At 63.7% G+C, this 24,784-nt stretch carries 22 protein-coding genes and 2 tRNA genes; 15 read left to right on the forward strand and 9 right to left on the reverse strand.

The window, feature by feature from the left end; all coding sequences use genetic code 11:
• Nucleotides 1-159: 159 nt before the first annotated feature.
• Complete coding sequence (locus tag ADJ95_RS00360; protein WP_141755738.1) at nt 160-648, forward strand: hypothetical protein; 489 nt, start codon at nt 160-162, stop codon at nt 646-648.
• A 162-nt stretch (nt 649-810) separates the two neighbouring features.
• Nucleotides 811-1,278, forward strand: coding sequence for a hypothetical protein (locus ADJ95_RS00365; RefSeq protein WP_152691674.1), 468 nt, complete (start codon nt 811-813; stop codon nt 1,276-1,278).
• A 102-nt stretch (nt 1,279-1,380) separates the two neighbouring features.
• On the opposite strand, the gene ADJ95_RS00370 is transcribed toward ADJ95_RS00365, so the two are convergent.
• Nucleotides 1,381-1,468, reverse strand: a tRNA-Ser gene (locus tag ADJ95_RS00370).
• A 125-nt stretch (nt 1,469-1,593) separates the two neighbouring features.
• On the opposite strand from ADJ95_RS00370, the gene ADJ95_RS00375 reads away from it, so the two are divergent.
• The 3 genes from ADJ95_RS00375 (at nt 1,594) to ADJ95_RS00385 (ending at nt 4,432) form a co-directional block, all read left to right on the forward strand.
• A complete protein-coding gene (locus ADJ95_RS00375; protein WP_049331439.1) occupies nt 1,594-2,604 on the forward strand; it encodes an NAD(P)H-quinone oxidoreductase in 1,011 nt (336 codons plus the stop codon).
• A 230-nt stretch (nt 2,605-2,834) separates the two neighbouring features.
• Nucleotides 2,835-3,374, forward strand: coding sequence for a hypothetical protein (locus ADJ95_RS00380; protein ID WP_049331442.1), 540 nt, complete (start codon nt 2,835-2,837; stop codon nt 3,372-3,374).
• A 182-nt stretch (nt 3,375-3,556) separates the two neighbouring features.
• Complete coding sequence (locus ADJ95_RS00385) at nt 3,557-4,432, forward strand: HpcH/HpaI aldolase/citrate lyase family protein (RefSeq protein WP_049331445.1); 876 nt, start codon at nt 3,557-3,559, stop codon at nt 4,430-4,432.
• Nucleotides 4,433-4,539: 107 nt separating this feature from the next.
• Here the strand turns inward: ADJ95_RS00385 and ADJ95_RS00390 are convergent, their stop codons facing one another.
• Together ADJ95_RS00390 and ADJ95_RS00395 are read right to left on the reverse strand one after the other, a co-directional pair.
• Nucleotides 4,540-4,776: a hypothetical protein gene (locus tag ADJ95_RS00390; protein ID WP_049331448.1), complete on the reverse strand. Its 237-nt coding sequence runs from the start codon at nt 4,774-4,776 to the stop codon at nt 4,540-4,542.
• Between the two features lie 121 nt (nt 4,777-4,897).
• Nucleotides 4,898-4,972: transfer RNA gene (locus tag ADJ95_RS00395), tRNA-Thr, on the reverse strand.
• A gap of 217 nt (nt 4,973-5,189) precedes the next feature.
• Here ADJ95_RS00395 and ADJ95_RS00400 point away from each other — a divergent pair.
• The gene (locus ADJ95_RS00400; protein WP_049331451.1) at nt 5,190-5,975 is read left to right on the forward strand and encodes a DsbA family protein; all 786 of its coding nucleotides are present in this window, start codon (nt 5,190-5,192) and stop codon (nt 5,973-5,975) included.
• Nucleotides 5,975-6,760 (forward strand): spermidine synthase, encoded by a 786-nt coding sequence (locus tag ADJ95_RS00405; protein WP_049331454.1) that lies wholly within the window; start codon nt 5,975-5,977, stop codon nt 6,758-6,760. The genes ADJ95_RS00400 and ADJ95_RS00405 overlap by 1 nt, the downstream gene beginning before the upstream one ends.
• 105 nt (nt 6,761-6,865) lie before the next feature.
• Here ADJ95_RS00405 and ADJ95_RS00410 read toward each other — a convergent pair whose 3' ends face one another.
• Nucleotides 6,866-7,801: an EamA family transporter gene (locus ADJ95_RS00410; RefSeq protein ID WP_239662738.1), complete on the reverse strand. Its 936-nt coding sequence runs from the start codon at nt 7,799-7,801 to the stop codon at nt 6,866-6,868.
• Between the two features lie 224 nt (nt 7,802-8,025).
• Nucleotides 8,026-9,087 carry an EamA family transporter gene (locus ADJ95_RS00415; RefSeq protein ID WP_049331459.1) on the reverse strand — a complete coding sequence of 354 codons (1,062 nt, stop codon included), beginning with the start codon at nt 9,085-9,087 and terminating at the stop codon, nt 8,026-8,028.
• Nucleotides 9,088-9,387: 300 nt separating this feature from the next.
• Between ADJ95_RS00415 and ADJ95_RS00420 the strand changes: the two genes are divergently transcribed.
• Nucleotides 9,388-10,299, forward strand: coding sequence for a hypothetical protein (locus tag ADJ95_RS00420; RefSeq protein WP_049331461.1), 912 nt, complete (start codon nt 9,388-9,390; stop codon nt 10,297-10,299).
• Nucleotides 10,300-10,415: 116 nt separating this feature from the next.
• On the opposite strand, the gene purB is transcribed toward ADJ95_RS00420, so the two are convergent.
• Entirely contained in the window at nt 10,416-11,849 is a 1,434-nt protein-coding gene (gene purB / locus ADJ95_RS00425; protein ID WP_049331463.1) for an adenylosuccinate lyase, read from the reverse strand.
• A 425-nt stretch (nt 11,850-12,274) separates the two neighbouring features.
• Here purB and ADJ95_RS00435 point away from each other — a divergent pair, with 425 nt between their 5' ends.
• The 6 genes from ADJ95_RS00435 to ADJ95_RS00460 all read left to right on the forward strand — a co-directional run bounded on the left by ADJ95_RS00435 (nt 12,275) and on the right by ADJ95_RS00460 (nt 20,615).
• Nucleotides 12,275-12,880: a hypothetical protein gene (locus tag ADJ95_RS00435; protein ID WP_049331468.1), complete on the forward strand. Its 606-nt coding sequence runs from the start codon at nt 12,275-12,277 to the stop codon at nt 12,878-12,880.
• Nucleotides 12,881-12,930: 50 nt separating this feature from the next.
• Nucleotides 12,931-15,213, forward strand: coding sequence for a hypothetical protein (locus ADJ95_RS00440; RefSeq protein WP_053088795.1), 2,283 nt, complete (start codon nt 12,931-12,933; stop codon nt 15,211-15,213).
• A gap of 119 nt (nt 15,214-15,332) precedes the next feature.
• Nucleotides 15,333-16,460 (forward strand): histidinol-phosphate transaminase, encoded by a 1,128-nt coding sequence (locus ADJ95_RS00445; RefSeq protein WP_049331471.1) that lies wholly within the window; start codon nt 15,333-15,335, stop codon nt 16,458-16,460.
• A gap of 373 nt (nt 16,461-16,833) precedes the next feature.
• Nucleotides 16,834-18,000 carry a thiamine pyrophosphate-dependent enzyme gene (locus tag ADJ95_RS00450; protein WP_049331474.1) on the forward strand — a complete coding sequence of 389 codons (1,167 nt, stop codon included), beginning with the start codon at nt 16,834-16,836 and terminating at the stop codon, nt 17,998-18,000.
• A 2-nt stretch (nt 18,001-18,002) separates the two neighbouring features.
• Nucleotides 18,003-18,989 (forward strand): alpha-ketoacid dehydrogenase subunit beta, encoded by a 987-nt coding sequence (locus ADJ95_RS00455; protein WP_049331476.1) that lies wholly within the window; start codon nt 18,003-18,005, stop codon nt 18,987-18,989.
• A gap of 147 nt (nt 18,990-19,136) precedes the next feature.
• A complete protein-coding gene (locus ADJ95_RS00460; RefSeq protein WP_049331478.1) occupies nt 19,137-20,615 on the forward strand; it encodes a dihydrolipoamide acetyltransferase family protein in 1,479 nt (492 codons plus the stop codon).
• A 119-nt stretch (nt 20,616-20,734) separates the two neighbouring features.
• On the opposite strand, the gene ADJ95_RS00465 is transcribed toward ADJ95_RS00460, so the two are convergent.
• The 3 genes from ADJ95_RS00465 to ADJ95_RS09395 all read right to left on the reverse strand — a co-directional run bounded on the left by ADJ95_RS00465 (nt 20,735) and on the right by ADJ95_RS09395 (nt 22,739).
• Entirely contained in the window at nt 20,735-21,850 is a 1,116-nt protein-coding gene (locus tag ADJ95_RS00465; RefSeq protein ID WP_049331480.1) for a hypothetical protein, read from the reverse strand.
• A gap of 77 nt (nt 21,851-21,927) precedes the next feature.
• Nucleotides 21,928-22,590 (reverse strand): sugar O-acetyltransferase, encoded by a 663-nt coding sequence (locus ADJ95_RS00470; RefSeq protein ID WP_049331483.1) that lies wholly within the window; start codon nt 22,588-22,590, stop codon nt 21,928-21,930.
• Nucleotides 22,590-22,739 carry a hypothetical protein gene (locus tag ADJ95_RS09395; RefSeq protein ID WP_168162477.1) on the reverse strand — a complete coding sequence of 50 codons (150 nt, stop codon included), beginning with the start codon at nt 22,737-22,739 and terminating at the stop codon, nt 22,590-22,592. The genes ADJ95_RS00470 and ADJ95_RS09395 overlap by 1 nt, the downstream gene beginning before the upstream one ends.
• A 154-nt stretch (nt 22,740-22,893) precedes the next feature.
• Between ADJ95_RS09395 and ADJ95_RS00475 the strand changes: the two genes are divergently transcribed.
• On the forward strand, nt 22,894-24,672 hold the full coding sequence (locus ADJ95_RS00475; RefSeq protein WP_080974903.1) for a long-chain-fatty-acid--CoA ligase: 1,779 nt from the start codon (nt 22,894-22,896) through the stop codon (nt 24,670-24,672).
• The last annotated feature ends 112 nt before the right edge of the window (nt 24,673-24,784 follow it).

Genomic DNA, 24,784 nt, shown 5'->3' on the forward strand with positions numbered 1-24,784 from the left:
CGGTGGGTATAGTCGTTGTCCTTCTTCTCGTTGCCCTCATCATATTGATTCTGAACGCTTTGTCGGGCATCCACTAATCACAGCGGCTCGATGTCGAGCCTAAATGCTCTCTCAACCCGATAGGCACTTAACACCCGGTATTGAAAGGTTGTGGATGCGATGTCGCAGCTACCCCAAAATAACGAAGCTTTCGATTACAACCCCGAATACGCCAAGCTTTACCAGGAAGATGACAGCGTACAGTCCGACGCTGATGATATGGACGACAGGCTGCTACGTGCAAGCGAGCCCCCTTCCGATGTGCGGAGGGCGCAAGCCGGTGAAAGAGCAGCGAACTTCTCCCTGCTTTTCGGTGCCCTTGGCCTGCTATCTTTCTTCATAGGGTTTTGGTGGTCTGCCTATGGCATTGAAATCGGTATACTCATGGTCATCGTCGCACCATTCCTGAGTATCTTAGGTCTCCGGCAGGCATTCGTGGCACGACGGCACGGTAAGCACGCCATCGGGGGCATGATTCTCAGCGCGATGGGTATAGTCGTTGTCCTTGCTATCGTCGCCCTCATCATAATGATTCTGAGCGCCTTGTCCGGATTAAATGATGCAGGCCCGTCGAGGATCCTGAACGCTCTTATGCTGTACTGGAACTAGCCTCGAGATAAATACAGAAAAGTCCTGCCCCTCAATGTGAGGAGCAGGACTTTTCTGTGTATATGCCGTATGTTTCGGCAGGTGGAGCCTGACATGCTTGTTCCCTCTGATGGAAAGGTCTAGGGTGAAGGTAACACCCGGTATTGAAAGGTTGTGGATGCGATGTCGCAGCTACCTCAAAACAACGAAGCCTTCGATTACAACCCCGAATACGCCAAGCTCTATCAGGAAGATGACAGCGAACAGTCTAGCCCGGATGCTTCTGACGAACAGCTACTATCCGCAAACGAGTCCCCGGATGACTCTTCGGATGGTTCTCCGGATGAGCCCGCAGATCAAGCGGTCGGTAAGGGAATGGCGAACTTCTCCATACTCTTTGGCTTCCTCGGTCCCCTGTCTTTCTTCCTAGGGGGTTGGCTAATTGTCCAAGGTTTTGGAGAAAATGGTACGCAGGTAGTTATCTTTTCACCGTTGCTGAGCATCCTGGGTCTCTGCCTGGGGATCTCGGCAAGACGGCACGGTGCTCGTGCCACCGGTGGGCTGGTTCTTAACGGGCTGGGGCTATGCTTTTTCATCGGTATCGCCTTCCTCCTCATCTTGATTGCAAACGCCTTGTCGCACATCAATTAACGATGTCCCCGGCGACTCAAAACGGCGTATGCAAAGAGCCCCGCTCCTCAATACGAGGAACGGGGCTCTTCGCGCTCCACACGTGGAGCAGAAGCTAAAACGCGGATGGTAAGGGATTTGAACCCTTGAGACGGGGTTACCGCCTACTGGTTTTCAAGACCAGCTCCTTCGGCCGCTCGGACAACCATCCTTGCGCTCCAGAGACCGGCATTTTATCTCAACGCCGTGCCGCAGGGCACTACGAGATTATCTCACGATGTATGCTTTCTGTAAATCGAGTGCCGATGAGGGCACATCCGCTCAGGAGGAGGGCTCATGCGAGCAATTATTGAGGAAAACCACGGCGGTCCCGAGGTGCTTCGGGTCAGCGAGATTCCCGCCCCCGTTCCCCGTTCGCGTGAGGTGCTCATCCGCGTTCGCGCCGCCGGAATCAACCGTGCGGATGCCCTGCAACGCCGCGGATTCTACCCGCCCCCTCCCGGATCGAGCTCCATCTACGGCCTGGAAGTGGCCGGGGAAATCGAGGCCGTCGGCGAGGGGGCATCCGTTGAGAACTGCGGTCGTCCCGTGATGGCCCTGCTCCCCGGAGGTGGGTACGCCGACTACGTGACGGTTCCGGTGGACCTGCTGCTGCCGAAGCCCGAGAACCTGAGCTTTGAAGAGGCCGCGGCGCTACCCGAGGTGGCCGCCACGGTCTACTCCAACCTGGTACTGACCTGCGGCATGAGCATGGATCCCGCCGAGAACCTGCGCGAGGACGGGCAGAGCGCCACGGTGCTGGTGCACGGTGGCACCGGGGGCATCGGGGTGCACGCCATTCAGGTGGCACTGGCCGCGGGAACCCGCGTATTCGCCACGGTTGGGACCGAAGAGAAAGCGGAGTACGTGCGCTCGCTGGGTGCTGAACCCATCGTGTATCGGGAACATTCGTTCCGGGATGTCGTTCTGTCGGAGACCGGCGGGCGCGGCGCGGACTACATCCTGGACGTCGTGGGCGGGCGGTACTTTGAGGATAACCTGCACACCCTCGCCGACGGTGGGCACCTGTGCATCATCGGGTTGCAGGGCGGACGAAAGGCCGAGCTGGACCTCGCGTACGCACTCACGCACCGGCTCTCGGTGCACGCCACGAGCCTGCGCAACCGCCCCGAGGCCCAGAAGGCCGAAATTCTGCGCGGCGTGCGCGAGCAGATCCTCCCGCTGGTTGAGTCGGGTCGCATCGGTGTGGGTCTTGACCGGGTATTCCCCCTGGAGGCCGCGGCCGAGGCGCACGAGTACTTTGATTCCGGTCTGCACCGCGGCAAGGTGGTGCTGCGGGTCGATTAGAGGGGGTCGCGGGGCGCGGAGAGAACCCTACCGTCGTGCTCCGCGAAACGTGACATAAATGCTCATATTTCCCTGACGAACCGTCACCAAAAGAAGATTTAGGGTAACCTAAGTATAGGTGGGTTTGTGGCTCGCCGCGGAAGGTGATGCACGCATCCGACGCTCACCGGCCGCGAGCGACTCCCACCCGATAACCGTTCACGGCACACACCTAACGTAGAGGAGGACTCATGGGACTCAAAAGCTACCTGCAATCGCGCCGAGACGACGCCGAGCTCGGCAAGGGCATCTGGCGGCGCTCCCACGACCGCTTTATTCGCGGCATCGACCGATTCCACCAGGTGCTCGAGCGTCTGGCGGGCACCGAGTCCTCCGCCTCCATGATTGAACTCATCGTGCCGGACGCCAACGAGCTTGCCGACCTCATCCCCCGGGTGCGTGCCGTGGCCATGGAGGCCCACCGCCTCGCCCCCAGCGACGGCGATATCCCCGCCTCGCAATTCGGCACCTACTCCGACCTCAACCGCGCCCTCTCCAAGGCTGGCAACGCCGTGGCCCTCTGCGCCGAGGCCCTGGCCATGGCCCGCTGCTTCGGCGAGTGCACCACCGGATGCGACCGCCAGGTGAGCGTGCACCGCCGCGTTGAGACCGTGGTGCAGCACGTGCAAGAGGCCGAACGTCTGATTCGCCGCGCCCAAAAGGAAGCGGCCGGCGAGCTGACCTTCGACGACGGAATCCCCGTGGGACGGACCGAACTCGTCGAGGCCTAGTGGTACGTCAGTTTGATGCTCCACCGGGCACACGATACGCTTAAAAGAGAGGTGCATGACACCCCGCAAGCGGTTCAGTCACAATGGAGGTGACGATGGTACGCAATCGAGAATCGCAGCTCGGTCCAGGCCCTCTACGGCATAACCAATGCATTAACGATTGACGGAAGAAGTCACACACCATGTTTGAATTCCATAGGAACGAGCGCGCGCGCCAGCTGCGCCCCAGCCTCTCCCGCTCCTGGTTGCTCGTTCGCGCCAACGCCACCGAAGACGTTTTTGAGCAGGCCTTCGAATCCGAGGCCGATTCCATCATTATTGACCTCGAGGACGGTTGCCCGCCCGAAGAGAAGGACGCAGCCCGCGAAAAGGTCGTCCGCATGCTGAACTCCGGCGTGGTTGCCTGGGTTCGTATCAACGCCATCACCACCGAGCACTGGTGGAAAGACGTCAAGGCCCTCAAGAACGTGAAGGGCCTGCGAGGCGTCATGCTCGCCACCGCCGAGCACGCCACCGACATCGACCGTACCTCAGCTGAGCTGCCCGCCGGTACCCCCATCATCGCGCTGATTGAATCGGCCCTGGGCGTGCACCACTCGGTCGAGATTGCTCGCGCCATCGGTACCTTCCGCCTGGCCTTCGGCGCGGGCGACTACCGCCGCGACACCGGTTCCTCCGCAACCCCCATGGCCCTGGCCTACGTGCGTTCGCAGCTGGTCATCGCCTCCACTCTGGGCGGCCTGCCCGGCCCCATCGACGGCCCGACCCTCGGCGCATACGGCGCTGACCTCTCCAAGGCGTGCGGCTTCGCGAACGACCACGGCATGACCGGCAAGATTACCCTGGATATCCGCCAGGCAGAGACCATTAACGCGGCCTTCTCGCCCAGCGAGGTTGAGATTGAAGAGGCCCACCAGATGCTCGACGTGCCCATCGACGGCCCCCGCGACGGCTCCTACCTGCCGCGTTACCTGCGCGCCAAGAAGGTCAAGGAACTCGCCAAGGTTTACGGCCTGTGGGGCAAGACCGACAGCGACTTCCAGCGCGCATCCAAGTAACGCGCCGGCCCTATAGCGACGGCCGCGCATCCGACCCCTCGGAGGGACTCGGATGCGCGGCCTTTGGTTTAACGCTCCGGCCACCGACCGGCGGACGGGCTTGGCGACTAGTTGCGCGGGGAACGGCCGCCCGTAAGGGCGTGCGCGGCAACGTAGGACGTCGCCAGGGAAATCACGATGGGCACCAGGAACGAGGTGTCGTCCTCGTAGACGGCGCGGTAGAAGAACCAAACCGCCAGCGAAATCACGAGCGCCAGCACGTAGACGATGGCGAAGCGCACGGTGGGGGTGAACGGGGCACGCTGCGAGGAGCCCTTGCGGGCGGAGGTGCGGGACGAAGACATGAGGCCTCCCGGGATAGAGCGAGCTGTCGGACGCCTCGGAACGGGGTCGGGGCCTCGCGTGCCGAAGACGATACTAAAAACCGCCGCAACACACCGGAAACCGGCCTTGTTACGGCGGATGTGGAGCCCCCAGTGGGATTCGAACCCACGACCTTTTCTTTACGAGGGAAATGCTCTACCCCTGAGCTATAGAGGCACATACGCTACCTGCCGCGTTGAGACGGGCTTTCCGCGGAACAGTGCATACCCCGCAATAGTACCAAAAAGGCGGGGGAGAGGCGAATCATCACGTTGCTACGGCGGCTCCGCGCAAGAGCCCCGCGCGGACGCGTCATGCACCCGCCGCGCCGGCGGGATAAGATGAACCTAAGCGTTATCCGTGCGCCCCGGCACCGATTCTTAGGAGGAATACCATGACCTCACCCTTTACCCGCCGCGCCCTGCTCATCGGCGCGCTTCCCGCCGCCGCACTGGGCCTGAGCGCCTGCGGCTCATCCCGGACTTCCTCTACCGCCTCCGCGAGCGGCTCGGCAAGCGGTTCGGCGAGCGCCACCTCGGAGAGCACCGCCGCGGCATCGGCGAGCGCAACCGCAAGCGCTTCCGCTACTCCCTCGAGCTCGGCTTCGGAGACCGCTTCCGCATCGGCTACCGCGGATGACGGTTACGTCGGCTTCCGCCTCAACCGCGAAGTACCCGGCGCAGGCACCGCAACCCTGTACACCGACTTCCAGTGCCCCTACTGCGCCAAGGCAGAACCCAAGTTCGAGGAGGCCGCCAAGAAGCTCGACGGCGTGCTGAACGTGACCGCCCGCCACATGCCCCTGAGCATGCACGCCAACGCCGTGCCGGCCGCCCTGGCCGTGCAGGCCGCAGAGGCACAGGGCAAGCACCTCGAAATGGCCGATAAGCTCTTCGCCACCCAGAACGACTGGAAGGGCATCAAGGAGCGCGATAAGCTGCGCACCCTCTTCAACGACTACGCCAAGGAACTGGGCCTGAACGTTGAAGAATTCGACAAGGTCCTACTCGCCTCCGACACCGTCAAGCCCATCCAGCGCGACTACGAGCACGCCGTCAAGATTGGCGTGAAGGGAACCCCCACCTTCGCCGTGAACGATAAGGTCATCGAGGGCCTGGACTCCTCCTCCTCGGTGGATGAGCTGGTCAGCACCTTCAAGCGTGAAGCCGGCGTGAAGTAGTGGCGCACATTCAGCTCTCCGGCGGCCAGCGCGCCGAGATTCAGCCCGACGGGTTCAGCGAGCACGGCTACGTTCTCGAAATTGGGGGTGCCGAGCAGTCCCACGTGGATACCGCGGACCCCTCCTACGTGTTCTACGAGTACCTGCGCCGCATCGCGAACACGGTGGATGCGCTCGCCCCTGCTGGCGAGCCCATTACCGCCGCGCACCTGGGTGCGGGGGCGCTGACCCTCGTGCGCTATATTCAGGCGACCCGCCCCGGCTCCCGCCAGGTTGCCGTCGATATCGAACCCGAGCTTATGGGATTCGTGACCGACCGGTTGCCGCTACCCGCCGGCACCGACTGCCGGCTGGTGGTGGGCGATGCCCGCGAGCAGCTGGCCCACCTGCCCGAACTGCTGGGCGTGACCGGCTTCGACGCGATTATCCTCGATATTTTCACCGGCATGGATGCACCCGCACACCTGGCGAACCGTGACTTCTACCGCGAGCTCAGGGATTCCCTGAGCGAGCGCGGCCTGGTCGCGGTCAACGTGGGTGACGATGCGGGCCTGCCCTTCTTCCGCCTGCAGGCGGCAGCCATGCTCGAAGTCTTCGATTATGTGTGGTGCCTGTGCGAGAGCTCGATGCTTAGCGGCGAGAACGAGGGCAACCTCGTACTGATCGGTACCTCCCGCGAGCTGGACGAGGACACCCAGGACCTGCTGTACGCGATGGGACCGCATCCGGCGGAGGTGCTCACCACCGACGAGCTGCGCGACCTGCTGGACAGCCTGGAGGCTTAGGCGCGAGATTTAAACCGTTGAGGCGGGTACCAACCGGGTACCCGCCTCAACGGTTTTCTATATGCCGTGCACCGGCGACCCCGGGCCGTCACCCGTGAACGGGGCCTATTCGGGCAGCGGCATGGGAACGGGGTCCTCGCCGTCGTCCTTCTGCTTGTGGGAATTACCCTTCGTGGTGGTCAGCGTAATACCCACACTCGCGGTCATCAGCAGGAAAATTGCCACCCAACGAATCGGGCCGGTCTCCTGATTCAGCAGCGCCCAACCGGCAATCGCCGCAATAGCGGGCTCCATGCTCATCAACACGCTAAACACCTGCTGCGGCAGGTTGCGCAGGGCCATCAGCTCCGCGCTGTAGGGGATCACCGAGGCGAACATCGCGGTACCGAAAATCATGAGGAGTAGCACCGGGTCCTGAGCCGCATTCCACAGCGGCTGGGATGCCGGAACAACCGCCGCCACCGGGGCAATGAACGCGGCGCCGACCAGCATCGCCACCGCCAGGCCGCTCGCACCCGGAACCAGGGCGCCAACCTTTGCGCTGGAGCGAATATACAGCGCCCAGAACACGCCGGCAATCAGCGCGAACGTCAGACCCAGGTAGTCGGTGTCCCTACCGACCGCCGCCTCGTAGCCGAGCACCAGCATGCCCGCCAGAGCGCAGAGGACCCACACCGCGTCGCGCATCCTGCGGGTCAGTAGGGACGCCAGCGCGAGCGGGCCCAAAAACTCCACCGCCACCGCCAGGCCGATGGGGATACGGTCAATCGCGCAGTAGAAGAAGCCGTTCATCATGCCGAACGTTAAACCGAAAATCACCACGGCACGCCACTGCTCCTTCGACCAGGACAGCGGGCCCGGAGGCATCATATCGCCGCGGCGGGCACGCCAACGAGCAGCCAGCCACACGGTGCTACCCACCACAATGGAAGCAATCGCCAGACGGCTCACGCTCACGGCGAGCGCGCCAAACAGCGGGAAGAGCGTCACCGCGAAGGCCGCGCCGAACTGTAGCGACGAGCAGGACATCAAAACAAACATGATGCCTAGGGCAGGGCGTTGGTGCGCGGTATGCTGCATGGCTCTCCTCGGGGTACCTCGTAAATCGGCGGTGCTTGTGCGGGTTTTCGAATGGGCGGGGGCAGGGTACGAGCTTAAACAGTGCACCCCCGGGCACGAGATACTATCCTACGTGCTACCCGGGGGTGCGAGAAAGAAGAGACATGCTCTCCAGAGCAATATTCAGCTGGGCTCTCTACGGCTACCTAGAGGCCCTTCGCCTCGCGGTCGGCCCTAATCTGCTCGGCCGATGGAAGCGTAATGGAACTGGTCGCCATCTGTGCGATATCCACCGCGTACGCGTCCACCGCGCCGGGGAGGTAGCGATCCATCTCCTCGCTATCACCGCGCTCCTGGGCCCGTTTTTGGGCGCGGGCGTGCGAAATGGAGATGCCGATACTCGCCAGCACCAGCAGCGAGATGGCCAGCCAGCGAACCGCATCCGTCGGCTCGGCCAGCATAATGACGCCCACCAGCGCGGCAATCGCCGGTTCCAGCGAAAGCACCACACTGTAGATGTGCGCCGGCAACAGGCGCAGGGAAGAGACCTCGCCCAGAGCCGGAATGGCCGAAGCCAGCAGACCCATCAGGCAACCAATCGCCAGCAGGTGAACGTCCTGAGTCACCTTCGACAGGTTATTGCCGCTCAGAATAAACGGGAACGGCAGCACCAGCAGCGTGGATACGGCGTTGCCCATCACCATGCCGCCCATACCCGGGATGAGCGCGCCCACCTTCTCCGTCGCCAGGATGTAGGCGGCACGCGAAATCGCCGTCAGCACCGCGAAGAACACGCCCACCAGGGCAAAGTCCTCAGGCTTGGCCTGTGATTCGGCCGTCAGAATCGCCATGCCGCTAAAGGACAGGGCAATCCATACCAGGTCCAGCTTGCGGCGGGACATAACGGTCGCCAACACCAGCGGGCCCATAAACTCGATCGCCACGGCAATCGCCAGCGGAACCTGCTCAATCGCCACGTAGAAGAAGGCGTTCGCGCCGGTGAGGGCCACGCCCAGCACGATGACCGCGGTCCATTGCGCGCGCGTCCACGCGAGAATATTCGGGCGGAAGAACACGTACAGCAGGATGGTGGAAGTCAGCAGACGTAGCGCCACCACACCCCAGGGCCCCAAATCACCCATGAGCTGCTTCGCGAGGGCTGAACCGAATTGCGCGGAAATAATCGCGCCGGTCGCGTAGGCGACACCCAGCCCCTGAGTGGCCAGGGGAGAACGCGCAGCCGTGGGCGTGCTGGCGGAAGAAGTCATGGTAATCCTTTACAGCATGAAGCGTAAGCAAGTATCGGCGGTACAGCCCAACCCGAATCGCCGTGAAACGGGTCACGCATTATGCAGACAATGAATAGTGTGTAATCTAGGACAATTTTACGCGGTTTAAAAAAGGGCGCAAATAAATGGGAAGCGATTTCAGAAGCGCCGCCGCCGCCGGCTGGACGACCGCGCTCAAGCCCTCGGTGAACTCAAGCCCTCGGTGAACAAGGCTCTTCCAGCCCGCCGGAAGGCTCGCCCGTTCAGGAAATATTCACCCGACCGTGCTTTACTAAAGACATGATTGACCCGAAGAAGTCTCTATTCGATGAGGACGGCAACCCCCGTCCCGCGCTAACCACCACCCTCGACAACGTACTGCGCATGCAACGACCGCTCGCGCTGTCCATCGTCAAGAAGCTGCGCGAAGCGCACCCCGACGAAACCCCCGCACAGATTCACAAGCGCCTCGACCGCGCCTACCTGCGCGACATCACCGCCATCGGTGGCGTGACCGGCGCATCCGCATTCGTGCCCGGCGTCGGCACCATTACCTCCATGAGCCTCTCGGCGCTCGCCGTGGGCGGTTACATGGAGCGCACCGCCCTCTACGCCCAGGCCGTCGCCGAGCTGCACGGCGTGCACGTGCACGACCCCGAAACCGCCCGCTCCATGGTCATGGCCATCATGCTCGGCGAGGAGGGCTCGCAGCTCATGAACACCGTGCTGCTGCAGACCGGTAAGGCAAGCGGCGTATCCAATAAGTGGGGTATGCTGCTGGGCAATTCCTCCGGCGGCAAGATGTTCAGCGTCGAGCGCACCATCCGCAACCTGTTCATCCGTCGATTCCTCTCGCGTCAGACCGGCGCGCTACTCGGCCGTGCCCTGCCCTTCGGCGTGGGTGCTGTGGTCGGCGGCGGCGCAAACCTGGCTCTCGGCAAGGATGTCGTGCGCAACACTCGTAACGCTTTCGGCGACGCCCCGGCATACTTCCCCACGGAGCTCATGATTACCCCGCGCGCGCCGCGCGTAAAGTCCGAAGAGGATGAGTCCCCGGAGAGCACCCGCGGCGAACGAGGCCAGCTCGTGGATAAGGCCGGTTCGATTCTCAAGGGTGCGGGCAAGGTCGCTAGTAAGGCTGCCGGAAAGGTCTTCACCCGTGGCAAGGGCCACGACACTGAGACCGAAAACCGCCCTATGCTCGAGCGCTAAAACCCTCGCTGGTTAGCAGACATAGCAAAGCCCCAACACGCTGAAGACCCCGGATCCCTGAACTCAGGGACCCGGGGTCTTCAGCGTTAAGGCCGGCGCTCAGCCGATGCTACCGACTACGCGTTCTTCGCGTGATCAAGCAGCTGAGCCGCAATGCCGTTGTAGGTGTGCGGGGTCAGGTTCGACAGACGCTCCTCGGCCTCGGGGGAAAGGCCCAGGGTTGCCACAAACTCCTTGAGGCGAGCCGCATCCACGCGGTGACCGCGGGTCAGCTCCTTCAGACGCTCGTAGGGGTTCTCCATGCCGGGAACGCCCGCGATAGCCTCCGCGCGCATCACCATCTGGATTGCCTCGGCCAGAACCTCCCAGTTGGAATCCAGGTCGGCAGAAATCACGTCGGCCGCGATGTCCAGGCGCTTCAGGCCCTTCACCACGTTCGAGATGGCCAGGACCGAGTGACCGAAGGCCACGCCGATGTTGCGCTGAGCCGAGGAATCGGTCAGGTCGCGCTGCCAGCGGGAGGTCACCAGGGTCGAGCCCAGCGAATCCAGCAGGGCGTTGGAGAGCTCCAGGTTAGCCTCCGCGTTCTCGAAGCGAATCGGGTTAACCTTGTGCGGCATGGTGGACGAACCGGTCGCACCGGCCACCGGAATCTGGCGGAAGAAACCAATCGAAATGTAGCTCCACACGTCGGTGCAGAGGTTGTGCAGCACGCGGTTGAAGTGCGCGATATCCGAGTACAGCTCGGCCTGCCAGTCGTGCGACTCAATCTGGGTGGTCAGCGGGTTCCAGGTCAGGCCCAGGTGCTCAACGAAACCGCGAGAAATCTTCTGCCAATCGGCGGTGGGCACCGAGGCGTAGTGCGCGGCATAGGTGCCGGTCGCACCATTGATCTTGCCGAGGAACTCGGTCGCCTTCACATGCTTGACCTGGCGCTTCAGGCGATAGGCGAGCACGCCCATCTCCTTGCCCAGGGTGGTCGGGGTTGCGGGCTGACCGTGGGTGCGCGAGAGCATGGGAACCTCGCGGCCCTCCTCGGCCAGGTTCAGCAGAACCTCAATCAGCTCCTCGGCTGCGGGGATCCACACGTTCTGCACGGCATCCTTGATGCCCAGGGCGTAGGAGAGGTTGTTGATGTCTTCGGAGGTGCAGCCGAAGTGAACCAGCGGCACCAGGTGGTCCAGGCCCAGACCCTTCAGACGGCGACCGATGTAGTACTCGACGGCCTTTACGTCGTGAACGGTCACGGCCTCAATCTCGGCCAGCTCGGCCACGGATTCGGCGTTGAAATCGGTCACGATGGCGCGCAAGCCCTTCTTCTGCTCCTCGCTCAACGGGGACAGGCCCGGCAGCACCTTGTGCTCGCACAGGTAGATGAACCACTCGACCTCAACGTGGATGCGGTCACGGTTCAGCGCCGCCTCAGAAAGGTAGTTCGTCAGGGGTGCGGTGACGGAGGCGTAGCGTCCGTCCAGGGGGCCCAGAGCGAGTTCGCCGGTGCCCAAATCGATACGGCCAGAAGGCAGGATGGTGTTATTGGTGTGAGACATAACTCCATTTTCGCATGGATCGCCGGAAAATGCGGGCGGGGTGCGGGGCGGTGGGCGGTCGGAGGGGGCTCTGGATAGTGGTTTGGGCGAAGGCTCAGACTGCGGTCCGGGTGATGTCGGGGATGGTCCGGGCGGCGCCCGCCGCGGGCGCGCCGACTCCAACGGGCGGGCGTTTTTTCGGCTCCGAAGCGGCTCCGGAGTGGTTTCGGGGCAATCTTTGCGCGGAAATATGACGGCTACGGAGGCTGTGGATAAAGCATTTTGCGGGTTCTGCAGCTCAAATCCGTGCGGATTTTTCGTTTTGTGGGGTCGCTATCCACAAGAAGTCAAAAGCCGGGGGAACAACGCCGGCCCGCCCATAGGCTGGAACCAAAGTCCACCCGCTAAGCCGGTATCCGTAACCGGCCCCTCCGAAAGGACGCGCCGTGCCCACCTTCGTCGATGCCACACCGCCATCTGCGCCTCCGGGAACCCCCAACCCGCCCAGCACCGCGGATATTCTGCGTGCCGCCGGCCATATGGGCATCGGCTCCGCGGCCGGACGCGCGTTCGCCGCCTCGCTCCTCGCGGCAGCCGCCCTGGCTCGCACCAAGGGTGCCGAGCTTTCCGCACGCATGCGCGCCGAAGCCCACGAGATACAGGGGGTCTACGCGCGCACCGGCGAGCTCGGAACAGAGCACTGGGCCTCGGAGGCGGGCCGCGCCTTCCGCAGACAGCTCGAAAGGCACCGCGACAGTATTCGAGACAGGGCACAGATTGCCGAGAACGCAGCGGTCGATATTGCCGCCGCCGCTGAAGAGCTCGCCGCCGAACTGACCGCCAAAGCCCAGGCTGTTACCGCCGCGGCCGGTGCCCTCGACAGCCTCCTCGGGTCCCTCGCGGATACCGCCGCCGATGTTCTCGATCCCGGAAAACTGGAGGATCTCGTGGCCCGCCACGCGGGGTCCGCGCAACACGAGCTTGATTCCCTCATGCACGTCAGCCTCCCCGAGGGGCTCAACGCGCTCGTTACCCGCCAAACCGGCTATTAGACCGCCGCTTACCGCTAGTCGTCGCTAGGAAAACCCATCTAGGAGAACCCATGACCAACGCAACGTACGCCCTTCCCATCGAGGGGAGCGGCTCGGCCCCCACAGGGGCGACCATCACCGTCACACTGGAAGAGATGCCCGCCATCGCCGATTCCCTCACCTACGCCAGCCAGCGCTGCGCTGAACGTCCGGTGCCCATCTCGAGCATTGGCGCAGAGACGATGCTCTTTCTTGGGGTCAACTCGCGCGCCCGTCTGGCCAGCGGCCAGTGCACCATGTTGGCCGCCGGAATGGGCCGAAGCGCCACCGAGCTAATGGCCACGGCGGTGGCCGTGCGCCTCGCCCACAGCGCCTACTTGCAGGTCGAGAACATGGTAGCCGGCTGGTTCGAATCGCTCGGTATTGCCCAGGACGGTAAGCTTCCTGACGGGCTGACGGTGCGAACCCACATCCGCGGCGCCCTCGCCGGCGACCCCGACGAGGTCCGGTACCTTATCCGGCTGACGCTGCCCGAGCTCGGGTACTACAGCGCATCAATAGCGATGCCCTATTCACCCCTCGTCGCGGCGGTACTTTTCGGAGCGACAGCCTATCTTGACGCCCGACTCAACCCCGAGATTGCCCGCCGGCGAGTGGCTGGACGGCTGTCCAGGATCACCGGAATCCCCGCGAAAATCATTGAGAAATTCATCGGGAGGGCCACCCTATCGTTGAAGAGAGAGAATACGTGGCGGGACGTGGGCAGCACGGCACACAACGTGCGTACCGCTTCGGCTGATGAGTACGGGGTCGCGGCGCACCGGGGAGAGAAAAATCAGCTTTCCGTAGGCTCCAGCTCGGAACGTTTGCAGGCGGCTGCCAAAGCCCAGGACCAGGAATTCGAGCGTTCTCAGCAGGACCCGACGAAGGGCGAACGCGGCGCCGTGATGGTCACCGTCATGTACGAAGAAGGCCACGAGGGTGACCCCGCCTACGCCCTGTACGTGGTGAGTATTCCGGGGACTAACTTTGACTCCTGGGGCGGCTCTCCCATGGACCCTGCGGGTGCTGTGCGTGAAACGTTAGGTGAAGATACCACGAGGAACCCCGCCTATCGGATGGTTCTTCAGGCTTTGCGTGATGCCGGCGCGCCGCAGGGGGCCCGCGTGTACCTGGAAGGGTTCAGCCAGGGAGCCATGATTGCCTACAACATGGCTAATAGTTTCGAGGTCGCCAAGGAAATCAACATCGTCGGTATCTACGCCCAAGGTGCTCCGCTACGAGGTCTGCCCGCCAAACGCCGAGACTTCGCCGTGGACTATGTGGAAGGCGAAGGCGATATTGTTCCGGATAGTGCACGGCGGGAAGAGGGCGGCTGGCGTCCTGACGACCGTGATACAGCAATTACCATCCAGAACCCTGTACACGATGGCGAAAAATACCGAGAAGCTCTAGAGCGTGAGGGGCATAGTAACGCGGTTTTTGGTGGCATGCGTGCGGCGATGGATGGTAAGGAATACGTGCTGGGGGAGCAGAAGGTTACCTCGGGTTCTGCTATGCCGGACGGATACAGCCTAGCTGAGCGAAGGGACGTAACGATCTCACGTATCGGAATCTACTCGCGTCAGGCCTACAAATCGGGGGTTAGGTTTGACGAGAAGGGTGTAGACGAAGCGATTGAACATGGAACAGGTGGCATGGTTAAGGGCGTTCAGGACGCCAAAGATAAGGGGGAACGAATCCAAAAAGCAGCCCAAGATACGTGGGAGAGCGCCGAACGGCGTCTCCCTCACCCGGGCCCTAAACCGTCGCAGGAGCCGGGGAGCCCGAAGCCGACCTGGCCCGAGATGCCTGCACCGCAGACGCCCAAAACACCTCCCCTGCAGGGATACGACCCGCAGAATGTTCCGTCCGCCATCAACTTGCCGGCGGACCTGAGCGGCCCGGAGCCTGCCCCTATCAAATTGCCCGCTCGAGTCGAGCCGGAGGGTCCACCACCCCCTGCAGATTTGCTCCCGCCGGACCTTCTACCAGAGCCCGCAGGCTCACAGGCAAACATCGGAAAGGTTATTAATCAGCCAACCATCGATGACCTGCCACTCCCTAAAATTGGTTCTGCGTTTGCGGGCACATTCCTCGGGCCCCGACAGGGCGGGGACTACGATGGCGGGGAATCGCTTACCCCCGACCTACCAGAGCTGAAGCCTGTTCCCATGCCCGTGGCGCCGGCCGAGGACATCGACCCGGGGTTCCGCACGCCGATTCCTCCCGAGGAGACCGACCCGGGGTTGATACACCCCGCACCGGAGCCTCGGCGCGCCGTCACCGTTGAGCGGGAGCCGGTATTTGCCTAGTGGGGAGCCCGGCCGGTGAGATGGCGGAGACCGGCATGGGGATGGCTCGTCCTGTCCCCATGCTGGTCTTCACCCCGGTGGCACTGGCTCCGCGGCGCTCGCGGGCACATACTAAAGCTATGAGCCACTCAGAAGAACCCACCAGCATCCCGGTCCGCCCCGTCTTCGACACCCTGCCCAGCTACGCCGCGGGCAAGCCTCCCGCTCCCGTCGAGGGCCTGACCCGGTACAAGCTTTCCTCTAACGAGAACCCTCTGGGCCCCGTGCCCGAGGTGGCGCGCGTGCTGGCCGAATTCGATGCGGTGCACCGCTATCCCGACCCCCTCTCAACCGCCCTGCGCACCGCCCTCGCCGGGCAGCTGGGCGTGGACGCCGAGGATATCGTGACCGGCGCCGGCAGCCTCGGCGCGCTCAACCAGATTATTAAAACCTTCGCAGGCGTTAACGCCGACGGTGTGCAGGACGAGGTCATCTACGCGTGGCGTTCCTTCGAGGCTTACCCCATTCTGGTTGGCATCATGGGCGCTCGCAGCGTGCAGGTTCCCAACCTGCCCGACGGCGCGCACGACTTGGACGCTATGGCCGCGGCCGTCACCGACCGCACCCGCCTGATTCTGGTGTGCACCCCCAATAACCCGACCGGTCCCGCAGTGACCGAGAGCCAGATTCGCTCCTTCCTCGCGAAGGTGCCGGCTACCGTTCCCGTGGTCATCGACGAGGCCTACTTCGAGTTCTGCGCGGCCTCTTCCATCCCGGAGGGGGAAGAGCCTCCGCTGAACGGCCTGGATATCTACCGTGACTACCCGAACGTCATCATTCTGCGCACTTTCTCCAAGGCGCAGGGCCTGGCGGGTTTGCGCGTGGGCTACTCGATTTCGCATCCGCAGATTACCCGCCACCTGCGGGTTGCAGCGACCCCCTTTGCCGTGTCCGCCCTGGCCGAGCGGGCCGCCGTCGCCTCCATCGAGCACCAGGAGGCCGTCATGGCGCGGGTCAGGCACATCGTGGCCGAGCGTGAGCGCGTCACGGCCCGTCTACGCGAACTGGGCTACGAGTTCCCGGGCACCTACGCAAACTTTGTGTGGCTGCCCCTGGGGGAGCGGACCGGTGACTTCGTTGACCTCATGAACCGGAATGCTCTCTCGGTGCGTGCCTTCGGGTCCGAGGGCGTGCGCGTGAGCATTGGCGAGGTCGAGGCAAACGACCGTTTCCTGTCCCTGTGCGAGCTCTTCGCGCAGGAGGGCTAATCTCGCTCAACATCGCTGGATAAGCTTGAATCGTATAGCGGTCCTGAGCGGATGAAGATGAAGGAACCCTCCTATATATTCTGATTATCGAATATATAGGAGGGTTCCTTTGGCCAATAAACGCAATTGGTAGCGCCGCCGGTTTTCGCCTGCTCATATGCTGAATGACGGGGCGCAATACGCGGTGTTCCAGGCGTGTTCCGAGCGTGCACGTTATTGCCGAGAGCCCGAAATAGTAAACTGGTAGGTATATATGCCCAGTCCTGATGGTGCACCGGCCGTAAATCAGCCTCTCAATCCTCCACCTTTCGTGGAGAATGAGGCTTGGCCCCGGTAGCCCGCAGGCGAAGCCATCGTCACGTGTGGAGGTTAGATGCACGAGAACGACAAGTACCCGGGAGTGCCCGAGCGCATCCAGCTCATGGATGAGAACGGCACCGTCCACGAACACCCCACCTTCAGCCGATACGTCAAAGACGTCGATGGTGATACCCTGCGCGAGGCCTACCGCCTCATGTACACCACCCGCCGCTTCGACGACGAGGCGACCGCCCTGCAGCGCCAGGGCCAGCTCGCCCTGTGGGTTCCTAGCCGAGGCCAGGAGGCCGCGCAGGTCGGCTCCGCACTGGCCTACGCCCCCAACGACTACATCTTCCCCTCCTATCGTGAGCACGCCGTCGCCCTGGCGCGCGGTGTGGATTTCCGCGATCTGATTACCATCTTCCGCGGCACCACCACCCACGGTTGGGACATGAAGGCCCACAACTTCCACACCTACACCAAGGTGCTGGCCGCCCAGACCCTGCATGCCGTCGGCTACGCCATGGGCCTGAACTTCGATGCCGATATCGAGGCTGAAACCGGCAAGCGCCCCACCGGCCAGGGCCAGGCCACCGACCCCGCAACCGACGCGCAGAAGCCCGCCGTCGCGGTCTACTTCGGCGACGGCTCCTCCAGCGAGGGCGACGTTCACGAATCCATGGTCTTCGCGGCCTCCTACGATGCCCCGGTGCTCTTCTTCGTGCAGAACAACCGCTGGGCCATCTCGGTTCCCTTCGAGGTGCAGTCGCGCGTGCCGATTTCGACCCGAGCCGCCGGTTACGGCTTCGAGGGCCTGCGCGTGGACGGCAATGACATCCTGGGCGTGCTCGCGGTGACCCGTTACGCCATGGAGAAGATTCGTGCCGGCGAGGGCCCCGTGCTCATCGAGGCCGAGACCTACCGCCTGGGCCCGCACACTACCGCCGACGACCCCACGAAGTACCGCACCGAGGCCGACCTTGAGGGGCCGCTGCACCGCGACCCCATGATTCGCCTCGAGAAGTACCTGCGCGAGCAGGGCTACGCCGACGATGCCTTCTTCGAGGAGGTTGCCGAGTCTGCTCAGAAGGTCGCATCCGGCGTGCGCGACGCCGTGCTTTCCGCCGAGGTGGCCGACTTTGAGCACTTCTTCGACCGCGTCTACGCCCAGGAACACCAGCAGGTTGAGGACGACCGCGAATTCTACCGCACCTACAACGCAGGCTTTGAAGAGGAGTAAAGATGAGCGAAAACATTGAGCGTTTGACCCTCGCCAAGGCCATTACTCGCGGCCTGGAGGATGCCCTCGAGGCTGACCGCACCGTGGTTCTGCTCGGTGAGGATATCGGCAAGCTTGGCGGCGTGTACCGCGTGACCGAGGGCTTGCAGGCCCGCTTCGGCAACCGCCGCGTCATGGATAGCCCGCTGGGGGAGTCCGGCATTATCGGCACCTCCATCGGCATGGCGCTACGCGGGTACCGCCCCGTTCCCGAGATTCAGTTCGACGGCTTCGTTTTCCCCGCCTTCAACCAAATCACGAGCCAGCTTGCGAAGATTCACAACCGCACCGATAAGCAGTACATCGTGCCGGTGACGATTCGTATTCCCTACGGCGGCGTGATTGGCTCGGTGGAGCACCACTCCGAGTCGCCCGAGGCGCTGTTCGCCCACACCGCCGGCCTGCGCATCGTGACTCCCTCGAGCCCGCACGAGGCCTACTGGATGACCCGCAAGGCGATTGAGTGCCCGGATCCGGTCATTATCTTTGAGCCCAAGCGCCGCTACTGGCTCAAGGGGGACGTGGACCTGAACGACACCTCCTTCGACTCGTTTAGCGCCAAGGTCGTGCGCGAGGGTACCGATGTCACGATTGTTGCGTACGGTCCGCTGGTTCCGGTGGCCCTGGCAGCCGCGGAGGCCGCGGTTGAGGATGGCCGCTCGATTGAGGTGATTGATCTGCGCTCGATTTCTCCGCTGGATGTGCCGACCGTGGCCGCCTCGGTGGCGAAGACTGGCCGCCTGATTATTGCACATGAGGCGCCGACCTTTGGCGGTATGGGTGGTGAGCTGGCGGCCGCGATTACGGAGCGTTGCTTCTACAGCCTGCAGGCGCCGGTGATTCGCGTGGGTGGCTACTACATGCCGTACCCGGTTTCCCGCGTGGAGGAGGAGTACGTGCCAGATATTGACCGCATCCTGGAGGCGGTTGATCGCGCTTTCGATTACTAGGTGCGGTTTCGGGGTTGGTATGTGCACCCCGCTTCTTGACGCTTCGTTCTGAGGTGTGTCGCCGGCCCGAAACCGACGGCACGCTCGCGGCGGATAGGACCGCCCATAATATTCCATGTAGGGTATATGCCCTAGTGAGAGGTAAATATGTCCCAGATTTTTTCGCTTCCCGACGTGGGCGAAGGCCTGACCGAGGCTGAAATCCTCAGCTGGAAGGTCGCAACCGGCACCGAGGTCGCCATCAACGATGTGCTGGTCGAGATTGAGACCGCCAAGAGCGTTGTCGAACTGCCCTCGCCCTACGCCGGCATCGTCGAGGAATTGATGGTCGCCGAGGGCGAGACCGTCGAGGTGGGTACCCCCATCATCCGCATCTCCGGTGGCGACGGCGCAGCCCCGGCCGCTCCCGCGGCACCCCAGCAGGAGACCGAATCCGGCACCGCGCTGGTCGGCTCCGGACCCAAGGCGGACGCTGTTAAGCGCCGCGCACGTAAGCGTCCCGCCTCCGCGGCCCAGCCCGCACCTGCCGCCCCCGCATCACCCGCGGCGCCGACAGTCCAGGCACCGGTGGCGCACACCCCCTCCGACCCGGTAAACCGCAACCAGGGCCTGCTCAGCGAGCTGGCCGAGCGCGCCTCCCGCTTTGTGGAGAACACCCCGCTGAACTCGGTGGTGCAGCGTCTGGCACCCGAGCCCGCAGCGGCTCCCGCGCCGACTTTGGCTCCCGAGCAGGTTCCGCACCGCCCGACCCTCGCGCCGCCTCCGGTGCGTCTTGCCGCAAAGGAGCTCGGCGTCGACCTGGCCCACGTGACTGCCACCGGTGCCCGCGGCCAGGTGACCAAGCAGGACCTCATGAACTACGTTGCCCACCTCAAGGACGTGCAGCACAGCGGTGCCCGCCAGCCCTTCTGGCAGGGTGCAATCACCCCGGGCGACCGCATCGAGCGCGTCCCGGTGCGCGGCGTGCGCAAGGCCACCGCGAAGGCCATGGTCGCCTCGGCCTTCAGCGCCCCGCACGTGTCGATTTTCGTGGACGTGGATGCATCCCGCACCATGGAGTTCGTGAAGCGCTTGAAGAAGTCTCGCCACTTTGAGGGCGTGAAGGTCACCCCGCTGCTGGTGCTTGCCGCCGCGGTGATTTGGGCTGCTGAGCGTAACCCGCAGGTCAACGCGACCTGGACCGACAGCGAGATCCAGATTAAGCACTACATGAATCTGGGTATTGCGGCCGCCACCCCGCGCGGCCTGATGGTCCCGAACATCAAGGATGCCCAGGAGCTTTCCCTGCGCGAGCTTGCGATTGCCCTGAACAACCTGACCACTCGCGCTCGTGAAGGCAAGACCCAGCCGGCAGAGATGGCGAACGGCACCCTGACCATTACGAATATCGGTTCGCTGGGCATTGATACCGGTACCCCGATTATCAACCCGGGTGAGGTTGCGATCGTGGCCTTCGGTACCATCAAGCAGAAGCCGTGGGTGGTTGACGGCGAAGTGATTCCTCGCTGGGTGACGACCCTGGGCGGCTCGTTCGACCACCGCGTGGTGGACGGCGATCTCTCGGCTCGCTTCATGGCCGATGTGGCGGCCATCCTGGAGGAACCGGCCCTGCTGCTGGATCACTAGGCAATAACCTAAACGGCCCCGAAGAGCCGTTCAACGCGAAGACCTCCGGCGCACATAGCGTGCGCCGGAGGTCTTCGCGTTTTGTATCGGCATCGGTGCGGTGTCCGGTGCTTCGGAGGCTAGCCGTCCTCGCGCTCCACCCGGGTGCTCGGGTACTTATCCACGCGGCGATGGTAGATTTGCCCGCAGGCGCCGCCTATGAGGGCTCCCAGGAAGCTGAGCGCCAGGATGAGCATAATCGCCAGCAGGCCGTTGGAGGTATCCCCGTTCATGAGCCGCTGCATGGAGAACGCGGCGGTGCCGTTCGGGAAGACCTGCGGGGCCAGGTAGGTGGCCAGCGAAGCCACAATGAGGCCCATGAGGTGCCACAGCCACACCGCAATACCCTGCTTGGAGCCAGCGAATCGAGCCATGCGTCCGGCGGCGTATCCGCCGACCAGGTAGGCCACAAAGACGAGGACGCTTAGGGCGACCGCCACGGGAACTACGGAGGATTCCCCGGAGAGTAGTCGTCCGATGACGGCGTGGTACTCGAGGGACTGCTCCTGCCCGGTAGAGGTGAGCCAGGCGCCGATGCCCCAGCGGCCGCCGTCCATGAGGGTGATGGCAACGAGCCAGCCGAGCAGGCCCGGGAGCACGTGCATGCGGGAGTACCGTTCCTTCTGCATCTGCAGGGCGGTGGCGGCGGTGAGTACCGGTTCGCCGGGCTGGAGGATGGGCTGAGCGGGTTGGCTCGCTGGGACGGCGAAGCCCCCGTGCTGGGTGGGCTGTTCCGGCGCGCGCGGTGCGGTGTTCTGCGGGCTAAAGCTGGGTGCCGTTCCGCGGTCGTTGGCGGTCTGCGCGCCGCGGTGTTCGGACACGCTCGGGGCAGATGCGGCGCTCTGCGCGGGCGCGGAACCCGCGGATGCGCCGCCATCCGAGCTACCTGAGCCGGGGGTGTTGAGCCAGCCGAAGGCGCTTTCCCCGCCGTCCGAGGCGTCCGCGTCATCCTGCGGGCTGGGAGCCGGGATGAGGCTGGGGAAGGCGCGGGTCGCCTCCCCGTCGGTGGTTCGCGACTCGGCGCGGCGCGAGGCGGCCTGCTGCAGGTCCTCGGCGGTCAGCACGACCGTGGGGTCGTCGGAGGAGAAGGCCGCGTCCCACAGATCCTGCTCGCTGGGCGCGGAATTGTCGTTGCCCTTTGCCTGCTGGCTGGCCGCCGGGCGGGACTCCGGCTGCTGGTTGTGTTGTGTATTCATGGCTTCCGATAACGGGGTTCGGGGATCGTCTGGCGACCCGGTGTGTGCGGTGGCTCGCGTTTTGGGTGGGTCTTAGCCTACTCGCTGTGCTCGGACTGGAAGGCCCGGGCCTCTTCGAGGGATTCGGCGGAGTAGGGGTGGGGGTGTGCGGGTCGTTCGTTCTCGTCGAGGGTGCGAACCACGCGTCCGGGGTTGCCGACCACGACGGAGTTTGCGGGTACGTCCTTGGTGACGACGGTACCCGCACCGATAACGGAGTTCTTGCCGATGGTCACGCCGCCCAGGATGATGGCGCCGCCACCGATCCAGACGTTGTCTTCAACGGTGATGGGCTTGCCGCCCTCCCAGTACGCGGCGCGGTCGACGGGGTTGAGCGGGTGGGTGGGGGTGAGGAACTGCACGTTGTTGCCGACGAGCACGGTGGACCCGATGCGAATCGGGCAGACGTCCAGGAATACGCAGTCGAAGTTGAAGAAGGAACCGTCGCCAATGTAGGTGTTCACGCCGTAGTCGAAGCGCGCACCGGGGCGGATGTGGGAGTGCTCGCCCAGGTGGCCGAGGTTTTCGCGGTAGACGTGCATTGCCTGGGCGTGCTCGCCGCGTGCGTAGTGTTCTTCGGCGAGGACGGTGGCGGCGTGGATGCGCTTAGTCTGCGCGGCACATTCGGCGTCGGGCATGTAGGCGGCGCCGGAGACCATGCGGTTGAAGATGTCGCCGTTGGGGCGCTGCGGGGTGTGCATTAGTGGGCTCCTCCCAGAAGGTAGACTAGGGCGATGATGGCCAGACCGATGAGAATGACGACTCCTCCGGCGATGGCGAAGCGCTTGGAAATTTCGCGAAGGAGCTGCTTGAACTGCTCGTCGGTTATGTCTTGCTGTCGCTTACTCATGGTTTAAGTATCCCAGAGTTGCGCCGAGCGCACCCGGGGGAGTGTCGTGAAACTGGCCGCGCCGGGCCCCCTTAGCTGGGAGCCTGCCGTGAAGATGGCCTGGAAGGGCGCTGGAAGTTGAGCCGAGGGGCCGTCGGCGGGCACAATCGAAATCATGACTGAGGCTCAGAAGAACACGAACACGGGGGACGCTGCCCCCGCGCGCGCCGCGGTGTTCGGCGCACCCGCTACCGAATCCGGTGAGAACCCCCTGGCGCACCGCCCCTGGCTGAAGAACTATACCCCGTGGACCGCGCGCGATATTGAACTGCCCGAAACCTCTCTGAGCCACCTTATCGATGAGGCGGTGCGTAGCGTCCCGCAGAAGGTCGCCCTGGAGTTCTTTGGCGCGACCACGACCTACGCTGAGCTGGGGGACCAGATTGAGCGTGCTGCGGAGGGTCTGCGCGTTGCGGGTGTGCAGGCGGGTGACCGTGTGGCGCTGATTTTGCCGAACTGCCCTCAGCATATTGCGGCGTTCTATGCGATTTTGCGCCTGGGCGCGATTGTGGTGGAGCATAACCCGCTGTACACGGGGGCCGAGCTGCGCCACATGTTTGAGGATCACGGCGCGAAGGTCGCGATTGTGTGGGACAAGATTGCCTCGCACGTGACCGAGATGCCGGCCGATATCCGCCCCACCCACATTTATTCGGTGAACCTGATTTCGGCGATGCCGCGCCTCATGCGCACCGCGCTGAAGCTACCCGTCAAGAGCGCGCGTGCCTCGCGTGAGAAGCTGACGGGCCCGGCCCCGGGCACGGTGCCGTGGTCGCAGCTGCTCAAGAGCGAGCGCATTGATCCCGCGCATCGCCGCCCGACCGCGCACGATATTGCGCTGCTGCAGTACACCTCCGGCACGACGGGTCTGCCCAAGGGCGTGATGCTCACGCACCGCAACCTGGAGTCGAACGGCCGCATGGGTGAGGCGTGGATTAACCCGGGCGATGACGAGGTGATTTACTCGGTCCTGCCGCTCTTCCACGCGTACGGCATGACCCTGGGCGTGACGATTGCGTCGCTGTGCCGTGCCCGCCTGGTGCTGTTCCCGACCGTGGACATGGACCTGATTTTGAAGGCGATGAAGAAGACCCGCCCGACGATTCTGCCGGCCGTGCCTCCCGTGTACCGTCGTCTGATGGATGAGGCAAAGAAGCGCGGCGTGTCCCTGGAGGGTATCCGCTACGCGGTGTCGGGCGCGATGAACCTGCCGCCCGAACTGGTGGCCGAGTGGGAGGAAGCCTCCGGCGGTTTCATGGTGGAGGGCTACGGCCTGACCGAGTGCGCCCCGCTGGTCTCCTGCAACCCGCTGAACGACACCCGCCGCGCCGGCTCGATTGGTGTGCCCTTCCCCTCGACTGATATTCGCGTGGTGGATCCGGAGACGGGTGCGGATGTGCCTCTCGGCGAGGAGGGTGAGCTGTGGGTCAGCGGTCCCCAGCGCTTCATGGGTTATTGGAAGCGTGAAGACGAGACCGCGAAGACCATCACCCCCGACGGCTGGTTGCGCACGGGTGATATTGTGCGCCTGGACGAGGACTTCTTCATCCAGATTGTGGACCGTATCAAGGAGGTCATTATCACCGGCGGCTTCAACGTCTCCCCGACCGAGGTGGAGGTCGCCCTCAAGCAGCACGATACGGTTGCGGATGCGGCGGTGGTCGGTATTCCGCTGCCCGGCGGCGGCGAGATGGTCGTGGCCGCGGTGGTTCCCGCCCCCGGCCGGGTGGTGGAGGAGCACACCCTGCGCGAACACTGCTACTCGAAGGTGACTCGCTATAAGGTGCCGCGCCGCATCGTGGTCGTGGACGACCTGCCGCGTTCGATGCTCGGCAAGGTGCTGCGCCGTAAGGTGCGGGAGCAGCTGATTGCCTCGGGCGATTTTGAGCAGTAGCGTCGGTTGGTTTGCCGCCCGCCCACAACGGGCGGGTACGATAAGCGCCGACTCGGGTTTTAGGCCCGGGCCGGCGCTTTGCGTTGACGCAGACAGACGGCTGGTGGGGGAG

Origin of the sequence: Rothia mucilaginosa, from assembly GCF_001061665.1 — a bacterium.
In the GTDB taxonomy this organism is placed as follows: Bacteria; Actinomycetota; Actinomycetes; order Actinomycetales; family Micrococcaceae; genus Rothia; species Rothia mucilaginosa_A.

Excerpts from the sequence above, each read along its gene's own strand:
- ADJ95_RS00360 (WP_141755738.1), top strand. The coding sequence starts at position 160 with ATGTCGCAGCTACCCCAAAATAACGAAGCTTTCGATTACAACCCCGAA.
- ADJ95_RS00365 (WP_152691674.1), top strand. The coding sequence starts at position 811 with ATGTCGCAGCTACCTCAAAACAACGAAGCCTTCGATTACAACCCCGAA.
- ADJ95_RS00375 (WP_049331439.1), top strand. The coding sequence starts at position 1,594 with ATGCGAGCAATTATTGAGGAAAACCACGGCGGTCCCGAGGTGCTTCGG.
- ADJ95_RS00380 (WP_049331442.1), top strand. The coding sequence starts at position 2,835 with ATGGGACTCAAAAGCTACCTGCAATCGCGCCGAGACGACGCCGAGCTC.
- ADJ95_RS00385 (WP_049331445.1), top strand. The coding sequence starts at position 3,557 with ATGTTTGAATTCCATAGGAACGAGCGCGCGCGCCAGCTGCGCCCCAGC.
- ADJ95_RS00390 (WP_049331448.1), bottom strand. The coding sequence starts at position 4,776 with ATGTCTTCGTCCCGCACCTCCGCCCGCAAGGGCTCCTCGCAGCGTGCC.
- ADJ95_RS00400 (WP_049331451.1), top strand. The coding sequence starts at position 5,190 with ATGACCTCACCCTTTACCCGCCGCGCCCTGCTCATCGGCGCGCTTCCC.
- ADJ95_RS00410 (WP_239662738.1), bottom strand. The coding sequence starts at position 7,801 with ATGTTTGTTTTGATGTCCTGCTCGTCGCTACAGTTCGGCGCGGCCTTC.
- ADJ95_RS00415 (WP_049331459.1), bottom strand. The coding sequence starts at position 9,087 with ATGACTTCTTCCGCCAGCACGCCCACGGCTGCGCGTTCTCCCCTGGCC.
- ADJ95_RS00420 (WP_049331461.1), top strand. The coding sequence starts at position 9,388 with ATGATTGACCCGAAGAAGTCTCTATTCGATGAGGACGGCAACCCCCGT.
- purB (WP_049331463.1), bottom strand. The coding sequence starts at position 11,849 with ATGTCTCACACCAATAACACCATCCTGCCTTCTGGCCGTATCGATTTG.
- ADJ95_RS00440 (WP_053088795.1), top strand. The coding sequence starts at position 12,931 with ATGACCAACGCAACGTACGCCCTTCCCATCGAGGGGAGCGGCTCGGCC.
- ADJ95_RS00445 (WP_049331471.1), top strand. The coding sequence starts at position 15,333 with ATGAGCCACTCAGAAGAACCCACCAGCATCCCGGTCCGCCCCGTCTTC.
- ADJ95_RS00450 (WP_049331474.1), top strand. The coding sequence starts at position 16,834 with ATGCACGAGAACGACAAGTACCCGGGAGTGCCCGAGCGCATCCAGCTC.
- ADJ95_RS00455 (WP_049331476.1), top strand. The coding sequence starts at position 18,003 with ATGAGCGAAAACATTGAGCGTTTGACCCTCGCCAAGGCCATTACTCGC.
- ADJ95_RS00460 (WP_049331478.1), top strand. The coding sequence starts at position 19,137 with ATGTCCCAGATTTTTTCGCTTCCCGACGTGGGCGAAGGCCTGACCGAG.
- ADJ95_RS00465 (WP_049331480.1), bottom strand. The coding sequence starts at position 21,850 with ATGAATACACAACACAACCAGCAGCCGGAGTCCCGCCCGGCGGCCAGC.
- ADJ95_RS00470 (WP_049331483.1), bottom strand. The coding sequence starts at position 22,590 with ATGCACACCCCGCAGCGCCCCAACGGCGACATCTTCAACCGCATGGTC.
- ADJ95_RS09395 (WP_168162477.1), bottom strand. The coding sequence starts at position 22,739 with ATGAGTAAGCGACAGCAAGACATAACCGACGAGCAGTTCAAGCAGCTC.
- ADJ95_RS00475 (WP_080974903.1), top strand. The coding sequence starts at position 22,894 with ATGACTGAGGCTCAGAAGAACACGAACACGGGGGACGCTGCCCCCGCG.